A 26,950-nucleotide genomic window follows, 5' to 3' on the forward strand; every position below is an offset into this window, starting at 1 on the left:
GACTTCCTAATAGCCTACGACAATGAATACAAAGAAGTCATGATAAGAGATGAAACCAAATCACTGAAATTCATCACAGATAACTTTGCGGATGGAAAAAGACCGCATGAGCTAATAATACTACAACTACTAAGAGATAATGAGTATTTTACAGTAAGACAAGTAGAAGAAAAATTACAGGAATATGGTATTACAGATGACTTTGAATCAATAAAACACTGCTTTAAAATGTTTAATCAATCATTTCTAAAAAAGAATGACCAGAAAAAGTATGAAGGAGTAACATACTTTAACTGTACAGATAATATAGAGGACATACACGAACATGATTCAACACACTACAGCATCACAGATGAATTCAAAAGTTACCTTCAATCAAATACATACAAGAAGCACTTTGAAGACTTAATAGACTATGCACTATAAGATATACTGACAAATACTGTCCTCAAACCGAGAATGTCAACCTGAAACTCTACGAGAAATATTCAAGAAAAGATGTATGTCGGCTACTAAACTGGCCTGGAAATGATAGTGCCACAATCTATGGCTATAGAATAAAATATAATACCCTACCAATGTTTGTAATATACAAAAAATAAGACAACATATCAGACAGTACAAAATACCAGGATGAATTTATATCACGGGAAATATTCAGCTGGATGACAAGAAACAATGTGAAACTAGATAGTAAAGAACCACAGGAAATCATTCACAACAAACAACTACAAAAAGGTCTATTTATAAAGAAAAGTGATGATGAATGAAGTGAATTCTATTACATGGGACAAGTGGATGTTATAGACTATAAAGAAACAAAAATAAAAAATGATGAAGAAAAGGAACTTCCTGTTGTAAACTTTAAATATAAATTACACTATCCAGTAAAAGAAGAATTATATAATTACCTAGTTAATGATATAGATTGATTTGCATCTATTTTCATTAACCTTTTTTTATTTATATAGTAGTAATATTTTTTAAGGAGTTTGTATTAAAATATTATCATTGAAATATAAGTTATAATTGGATGTATAATATTATGAGTGAAAATAATGAAGAAGAATATAGTGATGAATTCATATTAAACTGTAGAAAGCCTGTAGGTGAGCTTGGAGCACAGGTCGTGCATAACATGAATAAATCCCACGAAAAAATAGCATTATGGGGATTAGACCACCTTAACGTTGGCGAAAATGATGTTATACTAGATGTTGGCTGTGGTGGTGGAGTTAATATTGAACGTTTCACTAATAAGACTAATGGAAAAGTATATGGAGTAGATTACTCAGATGTTAACGTAGCTGAATCAACAAAACATAATAAAAAAAAGTAGATGAAGGCCAAGTAGAAATAGTATCAGGCTCAGTGTCAGACCTACCCTTCAAGGACAACACTTTTAATATTGTAAGTGGCTTTGAAACAACATACTTCTGGCCAGACCTAGTAAATGACTTCCGTGAAATCCACAGAGTACTAAAAAAGGATGGAGTAATCTTCATATGTAATGGTGATAAGAAAGATGAAAACCTGATGGATAGACTGGGTGATGTAGTAAATCTAGGACATGACAGTATTATCAGAAAAAGAATTACATGACCTACTAGAATAAGCAGGATTTACTGATATAGAAGTATACACTAGTAATGATACAAACTACATCTGTGCTATTGGACAAAAGAGTAATTAGTCCAATATTACTATTTTTATATTCTAGTACTTAATCTATTAAAAAAGAAGTAGGTGGAGATTATTTCTATTTTTTTATTATTTTTATTCTAAAAATTCATATTCATATTCTACTGCTTTAATTTCATTATTATAAACAAAGTTTTTTCTTATAATTATGTTTTTACATTCCCTTTTACCAATTATATAATCTGCTTTATTATTAATGAAATTATTATTGGTTATTCTAGTGTTTTTTGAACCATCAAATATTAATGACCCGGATACTAATTTGTTATTTGTAAAATTATTTTTTGATATTATTGTATTATTATTATATAAAGATTCTATTACTCCAAATTCATGATTTTTAAATACGTTTTCTATTATTTTTACATTATTTGATGAAGATATATCCATTGCTCCAGCATCTTCCGTATTATTGACAAAAATATTACCATTAATCAGGATATCATTTGAATTATCAATAGATATTGCTCCACCACCTGGTGCAGTATTATTTATAAATGTGTTACCGGTTATATTAGCATTTTCTACTTTGTAATTATATATTGATCCTCCACCAAATGCACCATTATACATGAAGTAATTATCGGTTATATTAGTATTTATTCCAGTATTATATATTGCTCCTCCAGGTCTCATATCCTGAGCTCCATTATCGATAAAGTTATTTTTTTGTAAAAGTGTATTCATTGATTTTTCTATATTTACTGCTCCACCTTGCTTTGTTGCACTATTTGTTGTTATATTATTAGATAATAAGTTATTATTAATTCCTTTAATTGATATTGCCCCTCCAGTAGTAGCATTATTCTCTGATATATTATTAGAGTTAATTATATTATTATCACCTACAATATTTATTGCTCCACCTCTACTTGCATTATTATTGTTAATTTGGTTATCTTTAATTAGGGTATTTGCTCCATTCCAGTTGTTAATTGCTCCACCATAATTGGATGCTATGTTATTTTGGAGGGTGTTATTTGTTATTTGTGTGTATGTTCCTATGTTATAGATTGCTCCTCCACTGGTATCTGCTGTATTGTAGTTAATGTTATTGTTTGATAGTGTAATGTTTTTTCCTTTGATATATACTGCTCCGTAATTTGCCTTATTACTTGTTATGTTATTATCTATGATTGTTGTATCTATTGCATTCCAGTTATTGATTGCTCCACCGATACTATCTGCTATATTGTATGTGAATTCATTATGTATTATGTTAGTATTGATTCCTAGGTTATTGATTCCTGCTCCATTATTTGCATAGTTATTTGTGAAGTCGTTTTCTTGTATACTGTTATCAGGTCCTATGATGAATACTGATCCTCCACTATAATTTGCATTATTATTTTCAAAGGAATTACCGTATATGTTTGTACTGTTTCCTCTATAGTATATTGATCCACCATAATTAGCATTATTATAGGTCATTATGTTATATTCTATTAAGGCATCAGGTGTATTCCAGTTACTTATTGCTCCACCTAATGTATTAGCTTTGTTATTATTGAATCTGTTCTCAATTATCTCTGTTAGTATTCCTTGGTTGTTTACTGCTCCTCCACTGTATTTTACAGAGTTATCTGATAGTGTGTTGTTATATATATAATTATAGTTTCCCTTGACATATACTGCTCCACCATAATTAGCTTGATTAGTATAAAATGAATTAGATATTAAGCTGATACTATTTCCATTTATATATACTGCTCCTCCAAGGTTAGCATTGTTATCTGAAAAGGTATTACATGATATTACAGTATTATTTGCCGTGTTATGTATTGCTCCACCAGTATTACCTTTAAAGTTTCTGAATTCAATGTTAGAGATAGAAATTTCACCATTTACAATATTAAAACATGTAGTCCTATTAGTTCCATTTAGAATAACTTTATCTACTCCTTCAATTTTTAGAGTTGTTTTCTTATTAAATGTCACAGTACTATTTATTTTATAGGTTCCTGGCTGAATATACACTATTGAATTATTGTATTTAGGATTTTTTAGTGTATTTAAACCATAACCGTATGACCATGCATCATAGCTACTTCTACCACTATTACTGCTAGAACCATCAGTAGATATATAATACGTGTTACCAGACTGCTTTAAATTCTTATTTGAAGTCATTTTTGTTTTGTTTACAGTATTAATCTTTTCAGTTTTAACATGAGAATCAGTTGTTACGTGACTAGTACTAGTATGGTTTACGTTATTACCTGTATCATTAGTACTTGTAGCGTTTGTTGCTGTTATCCCCATGATTAGTATGAAAATCATTAATACTGTGAATGTTATCAGTTTTTTATGATCTTTCATAATATTATCTTCCTAATAAAAAAAAATAGTTTCATAAGATTTTTATTAATTTTTAAATTCATAAATATAATGTTTCTTATATTATATTCATAAAATATATTTTTTAAAAAAAATAAACTAGTTAATAGTCTTTATAATTAATATTATTGATTTAATTTTATAAATAATTGATTAAAATTAATTTTTTATAATTGAAAAAAAGTTGAAGAAGGAGAAAGTAGTTATGCTGTGTAATTCCCTGCTACTACTAATTTATTATTTTTTATTGTGTTACCTCTTGTTTTGAAGTCCTCTACTTTGCTTTTATTTATTACATCTGGATAATCTTTAGAGAGTATGTTATTTGTTATTATATTATTAATAATTCTTGTATGTACTGTGGCATAGCTATTTATTATTCCACAGTATGTTGCTTCATTGTATTTAATTGTATTCTTATTTATCATTACTTTTTCACTGTACATATCGAGAATAGCTGTAGCTACATCTCCATAGTTTGAAAGAATCCTATTACTGGTTATATTAATATTTTCTGATGCTCTAAGGAATATAGCTACTCCTCTTTCTCCATAATTATATTCTAAAAGATTGTTCATTATTAAACAATTTGTATTAGAGCATAAAACTGTTCCACCATCAGCAGCTCTATTATTAAATATATCATTCTTTAGTATGCGTGTAGTATATCCATAATCTGATATTGCTCCACCTTCATAATCTGCATAATTATCGTAGATATCATTATTATTTATTGTTAGTTTTTGTGAATTATCATCATTATATATTGCTCCGCCTTCATTTGCACTATTATCTGAGATGTTATTGTATTTTATTGTAGTTTGATATCCATAATTTCTTATTCCACCACCAACATTATATAAAGATTCATTATCATCATCTAAATCATCCACAGCTTCATTATAAGATATATTATTATAAGCTATTTTTGTGTACCTTGAGTTGTTGAGATTTATACCAGCACCAGCACTTGCTTTATTGAATTCTATGCTATTAGCATTAATCATGTTGTTGTAACCTGTAATATACATGGCTCCTCCTTCTTTTTTTGCAACATTATCTGTTATTTTATTATTTGTAATATTTGAAAGTGAGCTTTTCAGGTATATTGCTCCTCCATATTCTGCTTTGTTGTAGTTAATATTGTTATTCTTTATTAGAATGTTTGATGTTTTCCAGTTGTTAATTGCTCCACCATAATTGGATGCTATGTTATTTTGGAGGGTGTTATTTGTTATTTGTGTGTATGTTCCTATGTTATAGATTGCTCCTCCACTGGTATCTGCTGTATTGTAGTTAATGTTATTGTTTGATAGTGTAATGTTTTTTCCTTTGATATATACTGCTCCGTAATTTGCCTTATTACTTGTTATGTTATTATCTATGATTGTTGTATCTATTGCATTCCAGTTACTGATTGCTCCACCGATACTATCTGCTATATTGTATGTGAATTCATTATGTATTATGTTTGTATTGGTTCCCAAGTTATCGATTCCTGCTCCATTATTTGCATAGTTATTTGTAAAGTTGTTTTCTTGTATATAGTTATCATGTCCTATGACGAATACTGATCCACCACTATATCGGGCATTGTTACTATTAAAACCATTATCATATATGTTTACAGAGTTTCCTCGATAGTATATTGCTCCACCGTAGTTTGCTTCATTAGATTCTATATTGTTATAATTTATTGTTACATCATCAGTATTCCAGTTGCTTATTGCTCCTCCAAGTGTATTAGCATTGTTATAATAGAATGTATTGTCAGTTATTTGTGTTTGTGTTCCCTGATTATTTATTGCTCCTCCACTATATTTAGCAGAGTTATATGTTAATGTATTACTGGTTAATCTGTTGTTGTCTCCTTTAATGTAGACTGCACCAGCATATCTGGCATTATTATTCTCAAACCTGTTAGAAGTTATCTTATTATTATCTCCATTTATATATACTGCTCCACCAAGATAGCCAGTGTTATCTTTAAATGTATTATAATAAAGCACTGTATTATCAGCAGTATTATGTATAGCTCCTCCAGTATTTCCTTTAAAGTCTCTGAATTCAATATTATATATAGAAATTTTACCATTTATGATATTAAAACAAGTGGTTTTATCATTTCCATCTAGAATAACATTGCTATTACCTCTAATAGTCAGCGTTACATCTTCGTCAAAGGTTACAGAACTGTTTACATCATAAGTACCTGATTCTATGTATACTACTGAGTTGTTATATTCCGGGTATTTTAGGGTATTTAATCCATAGCCGTATGACCATGCATCGTAACTACTTCTGCCACTATTATAACTAGAGCCATCAGGGGATATGTAGTATGTCCTACTTGATTGCTTTATATTCTTATTTGAAGTTGTTTTTGTTTTATTTACAGTATTATTCTTTTCAATTTTAACATGAGAATCAGTTATTACGTGACTAGTACTAGTATGGTTTACGTTAGTACCTGTATCATTAGTACTTGTAGCACTTGTTGCTGTTATTCCCATTATTAGTATGAAAATCATTAATACAGTGAATGTTATCAGTTTTTTATGATCTTTCATATTTATCTCCTACTAAAAAAAGAGTTTTTGAATAATTTTTTTTAGAATTTAATTTTATTAATCTCTATTTAATTAATTATTCTATGATTAATACAATTCATTCTAAATATCTTAATAGTATATAACTAATTATTTAGATTTATCGGATATTTCCTGAATTAATCATTTTAAATTAATTTTTTTAGTTAATAATTATTATTTTTTTAATTTTATAAATAGTTGAGTAGGATTATCTGAACTGGTTTTTATATAAAAAAAGTAGAAATGAGGAGGTTATATTTTTTTATTCATAGTTATTGTTTTTCATTGTGTTTCCTGTTATGGTTGTGTAGTGTGTTCCGTCTTTTATTATTACTTCCTGGTTGTTTCCCAGTAGTTTATTATCGATTATCATGTTATTGGTGATTTGGGTGTTGTTTGTTTCTTTATTGTATATGGTTCCCTTTGTGAAGGCATTATTATAGGTTATGTTGTTGTCTGTTATCTGAATGTTTTCTGCTGTTTTACTGTATATTGCACTTCCTAGTCTTGCATCGTTTTCTGTTATGGTGTTGTTTTTGATGATTGCATTATCCGTGTTTTCCGTGTATATTGCTCCGCCGTATTCTGCCAGGTTGTTTTCTATAGTGTTTTGTGTTATGTTCAGGTTTTGGGAGCCTTTATTATATATTGCTCCTCCTAGTTCTGTATTATAACTGTTTTTTTCATTGTATTTTGCCGTGTTGTATGTTATGTTGTTTTCTGTTATGGTTATTTTGTTTGCTGTTTGTTCTACTGCTACAGCTCCTCCATGTGTTGCATTGTTTTCTGTTATAATGTTTTGTCTTATGATTATGTTTTTTCCGGTAATGTATATTGCTCCGCCCTTATTATATGCTGTATTATATGAGATATTGTTGTATGTTATAGTGGATTGTGAGCCTTTCAGATGTATTGATCCGCCATAAGCTGCCTTATTATAGCTTAAGGTATTATTGTTTATCAGTGTATTTGCATCATTCCAGTTATTTATTGCTCCTCCATAGTTAGATGCTGTATTATAGATGATAATATTATCTGTTATTATTGTACCTGATGCTATGTTAAATATTGCTCCTCCACTGGCAAATGCCGTGTTATTGTTTATCGTGTTGGATTCTATCCTAGTATTTCTTCCTCTAAGATATATTGCCCCGTAACCTGCATTGTTATTGTTTATATTATTGTCTGTTATGGTAGTGTTTATTGCATTCCAGTTACTTACAGCTCCTCCTATGCTGCTGGCAGTGTTACCTGTGAAGTTATTATCTGTTATTGTAGTGTTTGTTCCTAGATTGTTTACTCCTGCACCGTTTTTTGCACTGTTACTTGTGAAATTGTTTTCCTGTACACTGTTATCCTGTCCTATGATAAATAAGGATCCGCCACTGCGATTGGCATTGTTATCTCTGAAATTGTTATCTGTGGTTTTTAAGTTGTCTCCACGGTAGTAGATTGCTCCGCCATAGTTTGCATTATTATCCTCTAACTGGTTATCCTCTATTATGGTATTGTTAGTGTTCCAGTTACTTATAGCTCCTCCCAGTGTACGGGCATTATTGCTGATGAATGTATTGTCAGTTATCAGTGTCATTGCTGCCTGATTATTCACTGCTCCGCCGCTATATGTTGCATTATTCTCCCTGAATATGTTATCTGTCAATTGATTGTCACTACCTCTAAAATATACTGCACCAGCATAGTCTGCATAATTACCATTGAAACTGTTAAAAGTTACATTGTTGCCAGTTCCATTAATGTAAACTGCTCCTCCAATCTTAGCATGGTTAGAAGAGAACGTGTTATTAGATATTATAGTATTGTTAGCACGGCTACATATAACTCCGCCGGTACCGCCATTAAAGTTCTGGAATTTAATATTATGGATGGATATAGTACCATTTAGTATGTTGAAGCATTGTGTCTGGTTACCTCCATCTAACACAACATTATCTGCTCCCTCAATTCTGAGAGTCATATCCTCATCAAATGTTACAGAACTATTAACGTTATATGTTCCAGGCTGTATGTATACTACTGAATTATTATATCTGCTATCTTTTAATGTGTTTAATCCATAATCATAGGACCATGCACTGTCAATACTACCGCCAGTGTTATTACTGGAGCCGTCCGTGGATATGTAGTATGATTTTTCTGCCTGTTTTTTAGTATTCTTTTCTTCCTGTGTTACTTTTACCTTATCTGCAGTACTTACTGTATCATTATTAACATTGGAGTTTTCAATTAAACTACTATAATCCGGACTGATACCGGTATCATTAGTGTCTGTAGCACTAATCGCTGACACTCCTGCTATTAATATGAAAAGCAGAGTAACTGCATAAATTAATAGTTTATTCATATTATAATTCCTATAAAGAAAGAAGAGATTTAGATTATGAAAATTATAAGATTCTAAAAATATTTCTTTCTCTATTTATTTTATTTAATACTCTAAAATTAAATGAAAATATAAAATAGATTTCATCACATGTGTATATATAAATAAGAGACTATACACACAATAATATTAAAATCCATTTTATTAAAGTAAACATTTATTCTATGTTAAATAATATTATCAATTTAATTTTATAAATAGTTAATAGATATGCCATCTAATCATGAAAAGAATAGTAAAATAATATATGACATATACATCACTTATAAGAAAATAAGGGAGGTTAAAAGGGGAGAAGAATATATTTATATTTTATTGATAAAATTCCTGATTGATATTATTTTTTATCGTGTTACCTGATATTTTTGTATTACTTGTACCGACTTTTATTATCACGTTAGAATTTCCACCAGATAATGAATTTCCAGTTATTTTATTGTTTATAATTTTAGTATTAGTTGTATCTTTATTGTATATAATACCGCTACTATATACTTGATTATTCTGTATCCTATTATTTGATATTTTCACATTATTTCCTGCATCATTATATATTGCTACTCCATCATATCCACTGTTATCAGTGAAGTTGTTATATGCAATGTTAACATTAGGCGTGACCATTGTACAGATTCCTGCACCTCTACCAGCATAATTGCCTGTGAATTTATTATATGTTACTGTTAATCTGTTTGATTCACAGTTATAGATAGCTCCTCCCTTAGCCTCTAAAGTTAGATAATCATAAATACTAAAGCCATCATCTTCATAATCTTTGTATTCATTATAGTCAATATCATTTTCATCAAGATATCCTTCATTAGCTGTATTATCATTAAATTCATTATGTGTGATTGTTGTATTAGCTGCTATCATTTCAAGTGCTATTGCTCCGCCTTGTCCAGCACCATTTTCATATAATTTATTTCCTTTAATTATGTTATTTTCACCACCAATGTATATAGCACCTCCAGTACGAGCTTCATTTGATGATAATTTATTATTAGTTATGTTCGTATAATCTCCTAAATTATCTATTGCTCCACCAGAATAATTGGCATAATTGTTATTAATCGTATTATTGTCTATTCTAGCAAATTTAGAGAAGAATACTTCTATTGCTCCTCCTGATTGGCTTGCTTGGTTATAATTAATTTTATTTTCTGTTATTGTGGTTTTTGTAGAGTAATCTACGATTGCTCCTCCACATCCTTTATATGAGTATTGACCGTCATCATTTGGATATGTTTCTCTTGTTCTGTTTACAAAGTTGTTAGTCATGTTGTTTTTTGATATTAATGTGTTTTTTGAATTGTAGTTTATTATTGCTCCTCCACTGCTTGCATTGTTGTATGATAAATCATTTAATGTGATTTTATTATAGTTACCTATATTATACAATGCTCCTCCGTCAATATCACCATAATTGTATCTTATAGTGTTATGTGTTATATTGGAGTTTGAACTTTTAAGATATACTGCACCACCATAAGTAGCGTTGTTATAGTTTAGTTTATTATCCTTGATTAACACGTTTGAGGCTTGCCAGTTGTTGATTGCTCCACCATGATTAGATGCATTGTTATGATTTATTGTATTGTTTATAATCTGTGTATCTATTCCTATGTTAAATATTGCTCCGCCACTAATATCTGCTGTATTATAGTTTATAATGTTTTTAGTTAATTTTATATTTCTTCCCTTAACGTATACTGCTCCAAAGTTAGCATTGCTGCCTGTTATATTATTAGATGTGATAGTTGTATCCTCTGCATTCCAGTTATTTATAGCTGCTCCAACACTGTTCACTGTATTTTTTGTGAATTTATTATCATTTATTTCAGTATTTGTTCCCAGATTATTTACTCCTGCACCATTATTTGCAGTGTTCTGTGTGAATTCATTCTTTAGTATTTGATTGTCTTGACCTATTACAAATATTGATCCTCCACTGTATCTTGCATTATTTTCTCTGAATTTATTATCTGTTATATTCACACTGTTTCCACGATAGTATATTGCTCCACCATAGTTTGCTTCATTATTTTTAATCGTGTTGTTCCTAATTATTATATCATCTGTGTTCCAGTTGCTTATAGCTCCTCCTAGTGTATATGCATTGTTATTCTGGATGTTATTATTTATTACCTGTGTATTTGTTCCCTGATTATTAATTGCTCCTCCACTGTACTTTGCTACATTATATGATAGGGTATTGTTTTTTAATTGATTATCAATTCCTTTAACATACACTGCACCAGCATAGGATGCCTGATTTTCTTTGAAGACATTACCTGTTAACTTATTATTATCACCATTAACATAGATTGCTCCACCAAGCTTAGCAGTATTATATGAAAAAGTATTATTATAAACTACTGTATTATTAGCAGTGTTATGTATTACTCCACCAGTATTACCATTGAAATTTACGAATTTAATACCACGGATAGTTATTTTACCATTCACAATATTATAACAGGAAGTCTTATTTCTTCCATCCAATATAACATTACCATTACCTATAATACTGAGAGTTGTTTTCTTATTGAAGGTTACAGTACTATTAACATGATATGTTCCCGGCTGAAGATATACCTCTGAATTATTATAATAACTATTCTTAAGCGTGTTTAATCCATAACTATATGACCATGCATCATAACTACTTCTACCACTATTATAACTAGAGCCATCAGTAGATATGTAATACGTGTTACCATATTGTTTTAAATTCTTATTAGAAGTTGTTGATTTAGTTTTATTTACAGTATTTAGTTTTTCAACATTAACATGAGTATCGGTTGCCACACTACTACTAGTATGATTTACATTACTTGTTGTATCATTAGTACTTGTAGCACTAGCAGCTGATACTCCTATTATTAGTATGAAAATCATTAAAACTGTAAATGTCACCAGTTTTTTATATGTTTTCATTTCTAATCTTCCTACTAAAAAAATTGTTAAAAATTTTTTAGATTTGATTTATTAAATTCTCGTTTAATCATGTTTAATATAATAAAAATCATTTTAATAGTATATTATGATAGTATTATACTGTATAATATCATATATTAATTAATATAGAAATTTATTTTATTAAATTAAACTTTTAATGAGATAATTATTAATATCCTCTTTATTCTATAAATAGTTGATTAGAAAATTTTCATTAAAATTAGCTTGTTTTAGATAAAAGTGGAGGTTAAGTTGGAAAAGATTTAATATTCTTTTCACTTTCTTTTAATAGTCACTATAATAATAATTATTTTTTATAGTGTTGCCTGAAGTAGTTGTACGAGTAGAACCTGATTCTATTACTATAGCTCCAGAGTTACCACTTCCAATACCATTATTTGTGATTTTATTATTGGTAATTCTTGTTTTATATGAACGATAGTTGTATATTAGTCCGTTACCTTCCATTTCATTATTTTTAATTGTATTATATGATATACGGGCATTTGTTGTGTATCTTACTGTTATCATTCCATAATTAGCTATATAATTATCTGTGAATGTATTGCTTGTTATATTTGTATTTTCTCCAGAACAGAATACTATACTGTTAAAGTCACCTTCACCAGTATTATCATATAAGTAGTTACCCTTAAAGTTATTCTGTGATATTACTGTTTTAGTACTTGCAGCATAATTTGCTATTATAATTCCATTGTTTACTTCATTGTAGTTAATATTGTTTCCTATGATTTTTGCCTGATATTCATTAACTATTATAGTTCCTTCATCGGCAATGTTATTGTTTATAGTGTTATTTTTTACGAGTAGATTTTTTGAAGGCCATTCATTATACAATACGCTGCCTGAATTGTATGCTTCATTGTATTGTAGGTTGTTTAAATTGATTATATTATTGTTTCCTATGTTATACACTGCTCCTCCGGAATTCTCTGCATAATTATCGAAGATTGTATTATGTGTTATATTGGAATTTGAACTTTTGAGATATATTGCTCCGCCGGTAGTTGCATTATTGTACATGATTATATTATCTTTAACCAGAACATATGCTGCATTCCAGTTATTTATTGCTCCACCATAACTTGATGCTGTATTATAGCTTATTGTATTGTTAATTATCTGTGTTTTTGTTCCAATGTTAAAAATTGCTCCACCACTACTTGTAGCAGTATTACCGTCTATATTATTCTGTGTTAGTTTAATGTTTTTTCCTTTAACATATACAGCTCCATAACTTGCACTGTTATTTGTTATAGTATTACTTGTTATTGTTGCATCAACAGCATTCCAGTTACTGATTGCTCCGCCCACACTACTTGCAGTGTTAGATGTGAATTTATTTCCAGATATTACTGTGTTTGTACCAAGATTATTTATTCCAGCACCATTATTAGCATTATTATTGCTGAATTGATTTTCCTTTAACTGATTATTTTGTCCTATGACAAATACTGATCCGCCGCTATGCTGAGCTTCATTACTACTGAAATCATTATCATATATGTTTACATATTTACCTCTATAGTAAACTGCTCCACCATAGTTTGCCTGATTATAGCTTATAGTATTATATTTTATTGACACACCATTAGTATTCCAGTTACTTACTGCTCCTCCAAGAGTTCCAGCATTATTATTATAGAATCCATTACTAATTATTCGTGTATATATTCCGAGATTATTTATTGCACCACCACTATAATCTGCATTGTTCTCTGACATGTTATTATATCTAACATTGTTAGACTGACCTTTAACATAAACAGCACCACCATAACTAGCACGGTTATACTCAAATGTGTTCTCTATAAGCTCATTATTATTACCGTTTATATAAACAGCACCACCAATATTAGCATAATTATTAGTGAATTTATTATATCGTAGTATAGTGTTATTTGCCGTGTTATGTATAGCACCACCATTAGTACCATAGAAGTTTACAAAATTAATGTTATAAATAGATACATTACCATTTACAATATTAAAACAACTATTACCCTCATTACCATATAATGTAACATAACCATCACCCCTAATTGTAAGGGTCACTTTCTTATTGAATGTTACAGTACTATTAACATAGTAAGTACCAGACTGGATATATACCACTGAATTATTATATCTGCTATTTTTAAGTGTGTTTAATCCATAGCCATATGACCAGGCATCATAACTGCTTCTACCACTATTATAACTGGAACCATCCGTAGATATATAATACGTGTTACCATATTGTTTTAAATTCTTATTAGAAGTTGTTGAACTTGATTTATTTACAGTACCTAGTTTATTATTATTCTGAGAACTAACAGCTATATTATCAGTGTTACTAGACTGAACTATATTATTATCAGCACTAGTTGCTGCATCATTAACACAATAAGATGCACTACTATCAGTATAAGTAGCTACACGACCATTATCATGACTACCAATATCTGTAACGTTAGCAGCACTAATAGCTGATATTCCCATTATTATAATGAAAACCATTGATACTATAAATAATAACATTTTAGAATGATTATTCATAGTCTTATCCTACTAAGAAGAAAATTCTTCCTAGATTTTATTTTATTAAATTCTCGATAATCCAATGAAAATAATTAATTAATAAATTATTAGAATTTCCACTAATAATATTAAATATATTAACTAGTTATCTGATAATTCTAAAAATTATTTCATTAAATTAAGTTTTACTGAGATAATTAATATTATCAAACTGATTCTATAAATAGTTGATTAAAATTCAATCCCTTTAAATTCTATGAAAATTAAAGAAAATAAATTATAAAAGAAATAAGAGCATTAACTGTGTTATTTAATATAATAAAACTATTTATCATAAAAATAGAGATATAGATTTAGAAAAATTATATGGATAAATGTCAAATTAAAAGAAGATAATAGAGAATAGTTATTGTTTATAGTACTAACCATTTTGTTATTATTTTTCCTTGATCTTTTGTTGTTTTATCTATCGCCACTAGTTTTACTGTGACTTGCTGTGGTTCCATTGACGGTTCATAGTTTAATACTATTTCTTTATTTATGTCTGTCATTGTTGCTGTGATTATGATGTCGCCTTTTTCTAATTTATTGTTTATGTAGTACTGTTTTTCTTGTTCCATGCCATCAGCTACTTGGGTGTAGCCTGTTATTGTGTATTCATCTTTTTGTTTGAAGAGTACTTCGTTTTCTATGATTTTTGCTGTTATTTCTTCTTGTATATCTGCATCATTTATTGTGTATTCCTGATTTGGTTGTTTATCATATTGTATTTCCAGGTATTGCGGTTTATCCAGTAATTCTTCTATTTCTATTATTTCATTATTTAATAGGTATATGCTTCCTGGTTTTGGATGTGTTCTGTTCTGATATTTTATGGTTTTATTGTGAGCTTTGTGTTTTATTATTTGTCCTTCATTGTTTGTTTCTAGAAATTGATACATTATCAGGTTCTTGTATTTGTATTCTATTACTTGTCTGTATCCTTGTATGTCTTTGTAGTTTTTTGTCTCGTTTATGGTGTTACAGAACATTGACTTTTCATCTCCATTAGATGGTTGTTATAGTACTAGCCATTTGTTTATTATGTTTCTTTTTTTCTCATCTTCGTCTGGCTTGTCTATGGCTACTAGTTTTACTTTTACTGTTTGTGAATTCAGGGATGGTTCATAGTTTAGCACTACTTCTTCATCAGCGTTATTTGATGTTGATGTGATTATGACATCCCCTTTTTCCAGTTTTTCTGTTGTATAATATTGTTCTTGTTTTTCTAGTCCGTCATCTACTTGGTAGTATCCTTCTATGCAGTATTCATCGTATTCTTTGAATTCTACTTCATTGTCTGTTATTATGGATGTTACTGTAACTTCTTCTCCATTTACTATTCCTGTTATCTGATATTCCTTGTTTAATTCTCTGTCATATATTATGTCATTTTCCTCAGCTACTTCTAGTACATCCAGTATTACTTCACATCCTTCATCTCTGCAGATGTTACATCCTTCTGGTTTGTAGTAGTCATCATACATTGATGCATCCTGAAGGTCTCCTAATCCATCACCATATAAATCCACATATAGATTTGACCCGTTTAATGAATATTTTATTGATTGCTTATAACATTCAACATCTTTTGCTCCTAGTACATCCCGTAATCGTTTACATTTCATGGGCTTCTTCACTCCTTTTTGTTGTTTTTAGTTATTACTATTATATGTGTTTAGTATTTTATATTCATATCTCAACATCTGTATATGCCTTTGTATTCTTGTTACACTTTTTCCTAATTTAATCGTTTATATTTTTATTTTATCCATTATATATTGATAAATTAACTATAAATACTAGTATTAAATATAGTTTTAATAAATTAATTTAAATAGGTGTTATACATGTATGAAAATAATATATGCTTATTAACCGATAGTTATAAGATAACTCACCATTATTTCTATCCAAAGAATACTGAACGTGTTTACTCCTACATGGAAAGTAGGACAGGTTCTGAGTTTAATAAAACAATATTTTATGGATTACAATACATATTAAAGAAATACATGGAAGGCTGTGTTGTAACTAGAGAAAAAGTATTAGAGGCAGAGAAAGTTATCAACAAGCATATTGGTTCAGGTATATTTAATACTGATGGTTGGCTTTATATTGTTGATGAATTAGGTGGTAAACTACCAGTTGAAATCAAGGCAGTAGCTGAGGGTACACCGGTAGATGTTGGTAATGTATTAATGACTGTGGAAAATACTGACAAAAAATGTTACTGGCTTACTAATTACCTTGAATCATTATTATTACAGGTATGGTATCCATCTACTGTTGCAACATTATCTGCTGAGGTTAAAAAGGTCTGTAACTTCTATCTTGATGTAACAGGTTCATGTAAGGATAATCTTCCATTCATGTTACATGACTTTGGTTATCGTGGATCTAGTTCTAATGAATCATCAATCCTCGGAGGTTCTGCTCATCTATTAAGTTTCAGTGGTACAGATACCCTAACAGCACTTACTATACCATGTAACTACTATAACGATGATAATATGTATGGCTATTCTGTACAGGCTACCGAGCATAGTGTGATGACATCTATGGGTAAAGAAGGAGAAATAAAACAGGCAATAAATGTTGTAGAACAGGCTCGTGATGGTGTATTATCAATGGTTATTGATAGTTATAATTATCGTAACTTCTTATTAAATGCATGTAGTAAGGGTTACAAGTTATATGAAACAATATGTAACTTCCTCAATCGTACAGAGGGTAATAAAGTTGTATTCCGTCCTGATAGTGGTGAACCAGTAAGTACTACCATTGATTGTTTAGAGATAATTGGTGAGGGATTTGGTACATATCTAAATGATAAAGGTTACAAGGTGTTTGATGCTAATGTTGGATTATTATGGGGTGATGGATTAGATTATCATCGTATTCGTGATATTCTCTTTGGTATGAAATCCTCTGGATGGGCTGCTGAGAACATTATCTTTGGTATGGGTGGTGGTATTCATACTAATGTTAACCGTGACACTCAACGTAACGCTTTCAAGTGTTCAGCTCAATTACGTGATGGTAAATGGTATGATATATATAAAAAACCATTAGATAGTAGTAAGAAATCTAAATCGGGTCGTTTTAAGTTAATTATGAATAATGGTAGATATCATACTGTTAAAATTAGTGATGATGGTGAGGATTGTCTTAGACCAGTATTTCGTGATGGTGAAATTCTTGTAGAGGATTCATTTGGTGATATCAGACGTAGAGCTGAATGTTACATTAATCATCCCTTAAGTTAATCAACTTTCTTCTTATTTTTTATTACTTTTAATGTACATAATATACATTAGATACATATTATACTTAATGTAGTTTAAGTACATAAATATTTATAGTAACAACAATAAACTAGAGAGTATGAAAAATTACACGGTTAAAGCTAGGGCTAGAAAAGGAACTAACTCTATAGATCTTACATTACCCGCAGATATACGTAAAGAATACTCTATCAGTCAAGGAGATATCTTTAAAATAGATACAGTAATAGAAAAGGATACTTTGAAGCTAGAATACACGTTAATTTATCAGAATAAAATAGACAAGGAATAAAGAAATGAGTAATGAACCAAAGATTAATATATTCATCTGCTACAACCACATTGATGAATACTTTAAAAATAAATTAAATGAAATCATAGGCGATAAATTCACAATAAATTCATCACCACAAAGATATGATATAAAAAATGATTTTAACAAATATGTAGAGGAATTAAACAAGGAAAATACAGGAGACCGTAATATATTCATAGTATTAATGGGACCAGACACATATAAAAGTAAAAATGTAAACTGGGAGATAGACTACGCCCTACATCATGATGCATGCATGCTAGGATTATGCCTACCTACAAACGATGACTACCTAAAAAGGAATATTAACACAAGTAAAATGCCAAGACAATTTGTTAACAACCTACTAGCAGGATACATATCATACTTTGACTGGACAGATGAATACGATAATCTCGCTAATTATATAAAATTCTCATGTAACCGTAAAAATCACTGCCACGCATTAATATAAGAAAAAATATTAGATTTCTAGCCTAAACTTTATAATACGAGAAATAATAATCTATTAAGACTGAAAATAGATACCTACTTTTAATTTTTTTTTAAAAAAATAATTACTTATAATCGTTTTTACATTTGTTTTTTGATATTATTGGATATTACAGTATCTAATTCATCACCTATTCTTTCATTTTTATAATTTTAAAAAATTCATCATTTTAAAATACAACATGACTTAATACTTGCCATTCATAGTATTTGCTAGCATTAATTAATCTATTCCATGTTTTATTAAACAATTCCATTTTTTTTCTTTATTATTAAAATCAGCTGTGTTCCGTCTTAATTTATTTTATTTTTAATAAGATTTAGTAAACTATGATAATTTTTGTTTACTTTTTTTCAATACTTTATTGAGTTTAAAAAAAAAATCATATTATATAAAAAAAATAAGTAGGAGGGGTAGAATTAATTTAAAATAATGTACTCTACTAACAATATTTATTAAATTTTATGCAATATTATATCCTTCCCAATGTTCACCAGTTTTATGGTTATAATATTCACTATAACCTGTTTTTTTTGTTATGTCTCCATGTTATACTAGGATCTGGATCAGATCCTGCACCATATCCATATTCCCAATCATCATCTTCAGATTGTTTTTTAGTTTTTTGCTTTTTTGTAGTTGTTTTTTTCGTCGGATTTTTTATTGTTGTATTATTAGTTGTATTATTATTAAGTGTAGTTGTATTATTTTGTAGAGTAATATTTGTATTATTTGTTTTATTAGTAGTATTATTTAGCTTAATGTGATTTGTTATGTATGCTACTGAAATTCCTATAGTATACATATGAATATGAGTATACATAATATAATTACATTTTTTTCTTTCATTTTTTTTCCTAACCTTTAAAATTGTTTAATTATACTTATATCTGTATATATTTTTTCATGGTAATCTTAATTATTTTTCTAGAAAAAGATAATTGATTATAAAGTTACCATAATTACTTTTTATCATCATTTATATCATTTAAAGCCTTATTCTTGGAGATAATAAGATTATTCTTGGAAATCATTTCATCCTGTAACTTCCTGTATGATTCATGAAGATTTGATAATTCATTTTTTAATTTAGTGATTTCATCGGATAATTCTTTGTTTTCATCAATAAGATTATTTATAACATTATTTTCATATTTGGTAATATTGACAATACTGTCACCTGCTTCATTCATATATAGTTTAATAGGTTCTGGAATGACATCCTTGGAATCTCTGAATCTATTAAATAATAATAGGAATTCATTGATTAAATCAGTTCTATCACTAGATGAAACATCACTTTTTATAAATCTTTTACTCCAATTGTCCAGATGATTAGCAATAGCCCAATGATAACTTTCATCATAGTTATCTAGTATGTCACCAACTAAATTATATACATCAAGATAATAACGTAAATTATCAGCACTTAACTGGCTGGTAATGGATTCATCATCATCACGTTTAATGTAATTAAGCACTGGTCTGTTAATATATACTATACCCTCAGCTTTTGTAAGACAATAGTAAACAAAATATAAGTCCTCACTAGGTTTATTTTCCAGGAATTGTATATCATTATCCTCTAGAAATTCTTTTCTATAAATTTTAGCCCATACAGATGGTGGAACTCTAAGAAGATTAGGATTATCTCTTAAACGTTCTACTCTAATTCTGTTATTTTCAAGTTCTAGAAAATCCCATGATTTAATCTCATTAAATGTACGGCCAACAAACATGTAATTACCAGATACAATATCCACATCCTCATCCACTATAATATTATATAATATTTCACATGATTCGGGATTATATGTGTCATCTGGGTCAAGAAACATTATGTAATCACTAGTAGCATGTTTTAATCCAACATTTCTTGGTTTACCAGCATATCCACTGTTTTCTTCAAGATAATAGCTTTTAACATTATCATATTCATTAGCATAAAGTTTTATTTTTTCATCACTATTATCTGTTGATTTATCATCTACGAATATTACTTCAATATTCTCAAATCCTATTGTCTGAGCTCTTATTGATTCTAGTGCTCTATCCAGGTAGTTGTTAACATTATATACTGGTAATATTACTGTTAATTTGTATGTCATGGCTTTTCAACTCTTATTATTGGATTAATTCTCTATTTCCAGAATTTCAGTTTTCGTAGTGGCTTTGTTATCTTCCAGCTAGTAGAATTATATACGTCTTTTTTGAATTTTTCTAATTCCTCTTTTTGTTCTAGGAGTATTCCGATCTTCTCGTCTTTTTCCTGTTCCTGTACGGTTATATCATCCACTTGTCTTGTTAATTCATTGATTCTTTCATTTTTTTCTTGTTCCTGTATAGCTGTATCCTCTATTTGTCTTGTTAGTTGATTGATTTTCTCGTCTTTTTCACTGTTTTTATTTAGTAATTGTTCCTGTTCTTTAGTGAATTTCTTTTCAGTATTGATTAGTTCCTCTTTTTTCTGAAGCAGTTTATTATTAGCTGTTATTAGTTCATTTTGTAATTTCAGTAATTCCTTGTTTGTTGATTCAAGTGCACTGTTTTTGTTTTTGTTGTCTTCTATGTATTCTCTGGTTTTTCTGGATTGTATTTGGATTAGGTTATCCTGGTATCTTATTAGTTTTATTATTGAAGTTATTATTTTTTCTGTCTTTAAGTCTATTTTTTTAAGTTCTGCTACTAATTTAATGTATTTAAGGATTAATCTTCTTTTATCAGTGCTTGATATCTGTGAGTTTAGTAGTGTATCCGTCCAGTTATTAAGATAAGCGGGCATTATGTCTAGTTTATCAGTATCTTGACTTACAAGTAGATCTATTAATCTTTTAAATACTGTTAATTGTGTTTCAAGATTATTAGTACATTTATAGCTCTTATTGTTAATGTAGCTATTAATTAGATTTGTATTTATTTTTGCTGTTTTTACTGCGGTTAAAAGTGTTTTTGCTGTATAGTATAATTCGTCATCGTATACATCTTCCATGAATGTGAGATTATTTTTTTGGAGGTATTTCTTGTTATAGATTATTGTTGATAGTTTTGGTATTTGTTTATCTGTATCTGATTGTTGTGTTCTTGTTATACTGTCAGCATATACTAATCCTACTCTTATAACATCATTATCCTGTGTTAGGTATGGTTCTATTATTTCTACCATGTTACTTGCTAGTGTGGTATCAGCATCTATGAATAATACATGGCTACCTGTAGCATAGCTTAATCCATTGTTTCTTAGTTTGCCTATGCTTAAAGTATTCATATTATCTGTGAATATATTCACATTACCATATTTTTCATTGTATAATTTGATCTGTGTGTCTAGTTTCTTTATTGGATTGTTGGATGCTATGATTACTTCTATTTTTTCAAATCCTACTGTTTGGTTAAGTAATGATTCCATCACATTAGTCAGATGATTATTATCATTGTTTGCTACTAGTATTATGGATAAGAGGTACTCATTAGGACGTGGCAGTATATTAAAGGAGTTATCCTTGAAGTATAATATATGTGAATTCTCTATAAGGTATCTTTTATGATCGGATAGTGCTGCTGTATTTGCAAATTTATTGGATAGATATGTGTATATAGTATTATTCTTGGCATTGTTTTTCTTGTTTTTATCATCATAGTATGTTAATCGTATATGTATATTACATTTATCATCCTTTTTCAGTGGTATATGTATTTCGAAGTTATGCTTGTATTGCCATGTTCTTGAGAGAAATCTTTCATCTACCCTGTTATAGTATTTAACATATTCACCAGGATAGATGTTTATTTCTCCACCATAGGACTCTTTAACTGCATCTATTCCTATATTATCTATGTCAAAGTGACTATTATAGAATCCTGTGATTACCAGCTTATCTTCATCTAAGGTTACTTCATCTAGCCATAAATTATGGTTTTTAAGATTATCTATTGTATAATCACCAGTCTTTATAATTACAGTATCATCCCTGTATTCCCTGTGTAATTCATTATACTTCAGGTATATGTAGAAGGTCTTAAACACTGGATTTGTAATGTTATCATTATCAGCAATAGTAGTGATACTAAGATGATCTAACACGTAATGTAAATAATTCCAGAATTCATCTAATTCACCACTGGATTCAAATGGTAACTCCCTGCTTTTCAACATCCACTGAAGATCATATGCTAATGTATACTGTATAAATAAGGGTACTTCACCCTCCTTTGATAGATAATAATCAATTAATTCAACATAATAATTCTTCAACTGATTAGTGAAGAATAACTTATTATCCCTTGTATTATCAATAAGAGAATCACCATTAAACCTACGTCTATAATAATAGATACAGGAATCTACAACTCCATACCTATGCTTCTCACCTAATAACTTATTAATTAAAATACAATCCTCTGCATGAATAACATTAGATGGAAAACTATAGTTGTTTACTATTGCACTTTTAAAAAAAGATGAAGCACTTGATAACTGCGGATTATTAGGCTCGGCATCCAAATCAATGACACGTGAAGATTCAAACTTATAATTAAGCATATGTTCATGATTTAAACGTTCAAAATAAGTTATAGGTATAGATACTAAATCCACTTCATCATAATGTTTCTCAAAGAAATTATAAACATCCTCCAGAGTATTAGAGGAGATGTAATCATCACTATCAAAGAAATTAACATATTTACCCTGAACATACTTTAAACCATTATTTATTGCAGCAGCACGGCCACAATTTTCCTGGTGTAAAACTATTATATTAGCAGGATATTTTTCCTTGTATTCATTCAGTATCCTAAGAGAATTATCTGTACTTCCATCATCAACTAGTATTAACTGTACATTGTCTTTAAAATCCAATGTCTGATCTATCAATGAATCAATAGCATTATGCACATACTCTTCTGTATTATATACTGCCATTACGATAGAAAACTTGTACCTGCTTGAAATTTCTGTATCATTCATATTTAATGACCTCTTTAATAGATAATAATAGTTGACATGATAATTTAATTATTAATAATTATCTCTTCAATATAATATAAATTTATTCAAAAGAGACTCAATTAGTAATACAAATAAACAAATTGTCTAAAATCTGTTTTAAAAAATAAAAAAAGAGTAATGATAAAACACTGACAATACATTTATCAGTGTCTGCGTATCCAATCATAAACACGTTTACAATTTAATTTATCATGATATTTGAAGAATTTATCTACACGTTCCTGGTAAATACTTTCCATTCTACAATCATGGGATAGATAATATGATATTTTTTCAAATAAATCATCCTTATTTTCTACTACTTCTCCAAATCCCATGTCTTCATAACTATAATAGCTTTTACCATGATGATAATCATCAAATGGATGATAATATATAACAGGCTTCTTTAAATATGCAAAATCAAAGAATACTGATGAATAATCGGTTATCAGTAGAGATGATTCACTAAATAGCTTCTGATATGATTCATCATAACTTAGTCTGACATCTGGATTAATATCGATCAAATCAATATATTTCTTACCGCTGTCACCGGTTATATACTTATTTAATCTTGGATGTGGCTTGAAAACAATATCATATCCATACTTCTTGGATAATGATACTATTTTACTGTTAAGAAGATTATTTATGCTCTTAACATAATTTGAGTTTTTAAATAACTCCTCATTACCTTCAAGGTAATTACGCCATGTTGGTATAATTAATATCTGTTTACGTGGATGATTCTCCAAGTTATCAAATCGCGGAAATCCTAGTGTCTGAATTATCTCTTCATCATAATTATATCCTTTAACAAGAAATGAATCATGTTCTTTATCAGATACTGTTGATATTAATGATAAATTCTTATCATACTTTTTAAGGTAATTTGAAATATTTCCCAGTGTAACACCATGCTGTAGGAAGTATATTTTCGGATTTCCTATACCATTATATAATTCCCTTAAATCTTTATTGGATGTATCTGAATAAAATGGATTAATCACGGGTTCATCAGGATGTGATGTTATGATCTTATCAGCTAAGAGAAACATTAGTTTATGTTTGAATGACCCGTAGGGTATAACATTACTATTACCTGATAATCTCTTGAATGATACTGAATCCTTTTTTACAGTATAGTATTTAGATATATTATCGTCCTGATTTATAGCATAATGGAATAAGTGTTCACCATTATCATCAGCTTGCTCTGGACGGTCCATAAACAGGTATACTTGTTTATTACGTAAATTCTTAATAGGATAGGCTAATAAGAATAGTGCTCTGAGTTTTAATGCTTCTTTATAACCATATCTTTTATCATTTAATATCTTTTTAAATATACTGTATTCATATCTGAGTATTGATTTATAACTATAATCATGTACATGGAATGATTTACCTTTAAGAAGCACTATTTTTGAATCATAGATTGAATATATGCTTGTCTTTGAAATACGAACAGTTTCCCTGAATGATAAATTCATATACATGGATATTATATTATCCTCATCATAATTTGTTCTGTCTCCATCGATATGGTAGGTTGTTCTTATCTTTACCTGACAGTTTTCATGATCTAATACTGGTATCTTTAAGTCAAAGTTATGTTTATACTGCCAATTTTTAGACAGATACTTTAAATTAACCCTATCTGTATAAAACACTTGTATATCAGGGTATGTACCTACTACTTCACCATCAACTGATTTAACACCATCAATTGTGATGTAATCAGAATTGAAATTACTGTTCAGAAATCCTGATATTTGCAGGTTATTATCCTTAAATTCTACTATATCCAGCCAGATTCTATGTTTATTAAGATTATATATAACATGGTTCCTGGTTTTTAGTAATGCATTGTTCTTTTTTAATTCTACATGTAAATCCTTATTTTTTAATGTTAAGAAGAATGATTTGAACATTCCTCCTGTTATGTTTCTGTTGTTTTCAAAGATTTCCATGTCCAGATTATCTATCACGTAATATAATAGATTCCAGAATTCATTGATTTCTTCCTGGGATTCTAGTGTTAGTTCTGGTTCTTTTAGCATCCATTGAAGGTCATATGCTATTAAGTATTGGATAAATAATGGTACATTGTCTTCTTTTTCTTGACAATATTCTATTAATTCTATGAAGTAATTTTTAAGTATGTCTGTGAAGAATTCCTTTTTTGTTGTGGACTGGTCTATTGTTGAAGTTAAATCTGCCCGTTTACGGTAGTAGTATGTTGCCGTGCTTACGGCTCCATATTTTTTCTTGCCTAGCAGTATTTTGTTGATTAATATACAATCCTCAGCATGAACAACATCTGTTGGAAATTTATTTTCGGCAAATACCTCCTTCTTAAAAAATGCTGATGAAGCAGATAACTGCGGATTATTAGGATTTTCAACTAAATCAATAACATGAGTCTTATTAAACTTGTAATTTAACATATGTCCAGCATTTTTACGTTCAAAGAAATTTATTGGAATAGCAGTGATATCTATTTCATCATAATGTTTATTAAAGAATTTATATACATCCTCTAAAGTGTTAGATGATAATATATCATCACTATCTAAAAAGTTAACATAATCTCCTTCCACGTAGTTAAGACCATTATTACGTGCTGTTGCCTGTCCACAGTTTTTTTGTGTAACTACTTTAATATTTTCCGGATATTTTTTCTCATATTTTTTTAGTATTGATAGTGAGTTATCAGTACTTCCGTCATCAACAAGTATCAATTGAACATTATCCTCAAATCCTATTGATTGATTGATAACTGAGTTTATTGCTTCCTCCACGTAGTTTTCAGTGTTATATACTGCCACTACTATAGAGAAAATGAATTTGTTTACTAGTGTAAAATCTTTACCATTACTGATAAGTTTATATTTTCCTGCTAGTAATCTATCACGTTTATGATGGGTAATTGTAATGTTTTTCGTGTATTGCTTGTTATTATCTAGTATTATGAAATGATATTTATCATTATTATTGTATGGGATTTCTACTGTGAATTTATAGTAATTACTCCATTCTATTGGAAAATGATTAAGATTGTAATAATTATCATTGGAATAAGTAGTATGTTTACAGTTAAATGTCTCGGTTTTTTCCTTATTTTCTTTAATTAGATTTATTATTACAGAATCACTGGGATGACTTGTTCCTAATACACCCTTAATTGTCAGTGTTTCATTGTTTAGTTCTGCATCCTCAATATATATATTATCAGATGTCTCAGAATCATATTTTTTTGATTTATTATTTATAGTAGAAACGGTAATCAC

General features: G+C 29.0%; 16 protein-coding genes and 1 pseudogene. 6 read left to right on the forward strand and 11 right to left on the reverse strand.

Annotated features, from left to right (window positions below; translation table 11 throughout):
• Window positions 1-39: 39 nt before the first annotated feature.
• The 3 genes and pseudogenes from OTK55_RS06605 to OTK55_RS06615 all read left to right on the forward strand — a co-directional run bounded on the left by OTK55_RS06605 (window position 40) and on the right by OTK55_RS06615 (window position 1,602).
• Window positions 40-932 (forward strand): annotated as a pseudogene (locus OTK55_RS06605) (DUF3427 domain-containing protein).
• 113 nt (window positions 933-1,045) lie between these two features.
• Entirely contained in the window at window positions 1,046-1,339 is a 294-nt protein-coding gene (locus OTK55_RS06610) for a class I SAM-dependent methyltransferase (protein WP_274871352.1), read from the forward strand.
• 32 nt (window positions 1,340-1,371) lie between these two features.
• Window positions 1,372-1,602, forward strand: a complete 231-nt coding sequence (locus tag OTK55_RS06615; protein WP_274871353.1) for a methyltransferase domain-containing protein — start codon at window positions 1,372-1,374, stop codon at window positions 1,600-1,602.
• 174 nt (window positions 1,603-1,776) lie between these two features.
• On the opposite strand, the gene OTK55_RS06620 is transcribed toward OTK55_RS06615, so the two are convergent.
• The 7 genes from OTK55_RS06620 to OTK55_RS06650 form a co-directional block, all read right to left on the reverse strand.
• Window positions 1,777-4,020 carry a beta strand repeat-containing protein gene (locus OTK55_RS06620; RefSeq protein WP_274871354.1) on the reverse strand — a complete coding sequence of 748 codons (2,244 nt, stop codon included), beginning with the start codon at window positions 4,018-4,020 and terminating at the stop codon, window positions 1,777-1,779.
• A gap of 221 nt (window positions 4,021-4,241) precedes the next feature.
• A complete protein-coding gene (locus OTK55_RS06625; protein ID WP_274871355.1) occupies window positions 4,242-6,608 on the reverse strand; it encodes a right-handed parallel beta-helix repeat-containing protein in 2,367 nt (788 codons plus the stop codon).
• 283 nt (window positions 6,609-6,891) lie between these two features.
• A complete protein-coding gene (locus OTK55_RS06630) occupies window positions 6,892-8,991 on the reverse strand; it encodes a beta strand repeat-containing protein (protein WP_274871357.1) in 2,100 nt (699 codons plus the stop codon).
• 351 nt (window positions 8,992-9,342) lie between these two features.
• Window positions 9,343-11,970, reverse strand: a complete 2,628-nt coding sequence (locus OTK55_RS06635; RefSeq protein ID WP_274871360.1) for a right-handed parallel beta-helix repeat-containing protein — start codon at window positions 11,968-11,970, stop codon at window positions 9,343-9,345.
• A gap of 306 nt (window positions 11,971-12,276) precedes the next feature.
• Entirely contained in the window at window positions 12,277-14,550 is a 2,274-nt protein-coding gene (locus tag OTK55_RS06640; RefSeq protein ID WP_274871362.1) for a right-handed parallel beta-helix repeat-containing protein, read from the reverse strand.
• Window positions 14,551-14,945: 395 nt separating this feature from the next.
• Entirely contained in the window at window positions 14,946-15,563 is a 618-nt protein-coding gene (locus OTK55_RS06645) for a hypothetical protein (RefSeq protein ID WP_274871364.1), read from the reverse strand.
• Between the two features lie 27 nt (window positions 15,564-15,590).
• Window positions 15,591-16,199 (reverse strand): hypothetical protein, encoded by a 609-nt coding sequence (locus tag OTK55_RS06650; RefSeq protein WP_274871366.1) that lies wholly within the window; start codon window positions 16,197-16,199, stop codon window positions 15,591-15,593.
• Window positions 16,200-16,421: 222 nt separating this feature from the next.
• On the opposite strand from OTK55_RS06650, the gene OTK55_RS06655 reads away from it, so the two are divergent.
• The 3 genes from OTK55_RS06655 to OTK55_RS06665 all read left to right on the forward strand — a co-directional run bounded on the left by OTK55_RS06655 (window position 16,422) and on the right by OTK55_RS06665 (window position 18,628).
• Window positions 16,422-17,840, forward strand: a complete 1,419-nt coding sequence (locus OTK55_RS06655) for a nicotinate phosphoribosyltransferase (RefSeq protein WP_274871367.1) — start codon at window positions 16,422-16,424, stop codon at window positions 17,838-17,840.
• A 118-nt stretch (window positions 17,841-17,958) separates the two neighbouring features.
• Window positions 17,959-18,150 (forward strand): hypothetical protein, encoded by a 192-nt coding sequence (locus tag OTK55_RS06660; RefSeq protein WP_274871368.1) that lies wholly within the window; start codon window positions 17,959-17,961, stop codon window positions 18,148-18,150.
• 4 nt (window positions 18,151-18,154) lie between these two features.
• On the forward strand, window positions 18,155-18,628 hold the full coding sequence (locus OTK55_RS06665; protein ID WP_274871369.1) for a TIR domain-containing protein: 474 nt from the start codon (window positions 18,155-18,157) through the stop codon (window positions 18,626-18,628).
• 556 nt (window positions 18,629-19,184) lie between these two features.
• Here OTK55_RS06665 and OTK55_RS06670 read toward each other — a convergent pair.
• The 4 genes from OTK55_RS06670 to OTK55_RS06685 form a co-directional block, all read right to left on the reverse strand.
• Entirely contained in the window at window positions 19,185-19,490 is a 306-nt protein-coding gene (locus tag OTK55_RS06670) for a hypothetical protein (RefSeq protein WP_274871371.1), read from the reverse strand.
• A gap of 139 nt (window positions 19,491-19,629) precedes the next feature.
• Window positions 19,630-20,775 carry a glycosyltransferase family 2 protein gene (locus OTK55_RS06675; protein WP_274871373.1) on the reverse strand — a complete coding sequence of 382 codons (1,146 nt, stop codon included), beginning with the start codon at window positions 20,773-20,775 and terminating at the stop codon, window positions 19,630-19,632.
• 32 nt (window positions 20,776-20,807) lie between these two features.
• Entirely contained in the window at window positions 20,808-23,633 is a 2,826-nt protein-coding gene (locus tag OTK55_RS06680) for a glycosyltransferase (protein WP_274871375.1), read from the reverse strand.
• A gap of 185 nt (window positions 23,634-23,818) precedes the next feature.
• Window positions 23,819-26,950 carry a CDP-glycerol:glycerophosphate glycerophosphotransferase gene (locus OTK55_RS06685; protein WP_274871377.1) on the reverse strand — a complete coding sequence of 1,044 codons (3,132 nt, stop codon included), beginning with the start codon at window positions 26,948-26,950 and terminating at the stop codon, window positions 23,819-23,821.

The organism is Candidatus Methanosphaera massiliense (assembly GCF_028890305.1).
Classification (GTDB): Archaea; Methanobacteriota; Methanobacteria; order Methanobacteriales; family Methanobacteriaceae; genus Methanosphaera; species Methanosphaera massiliense.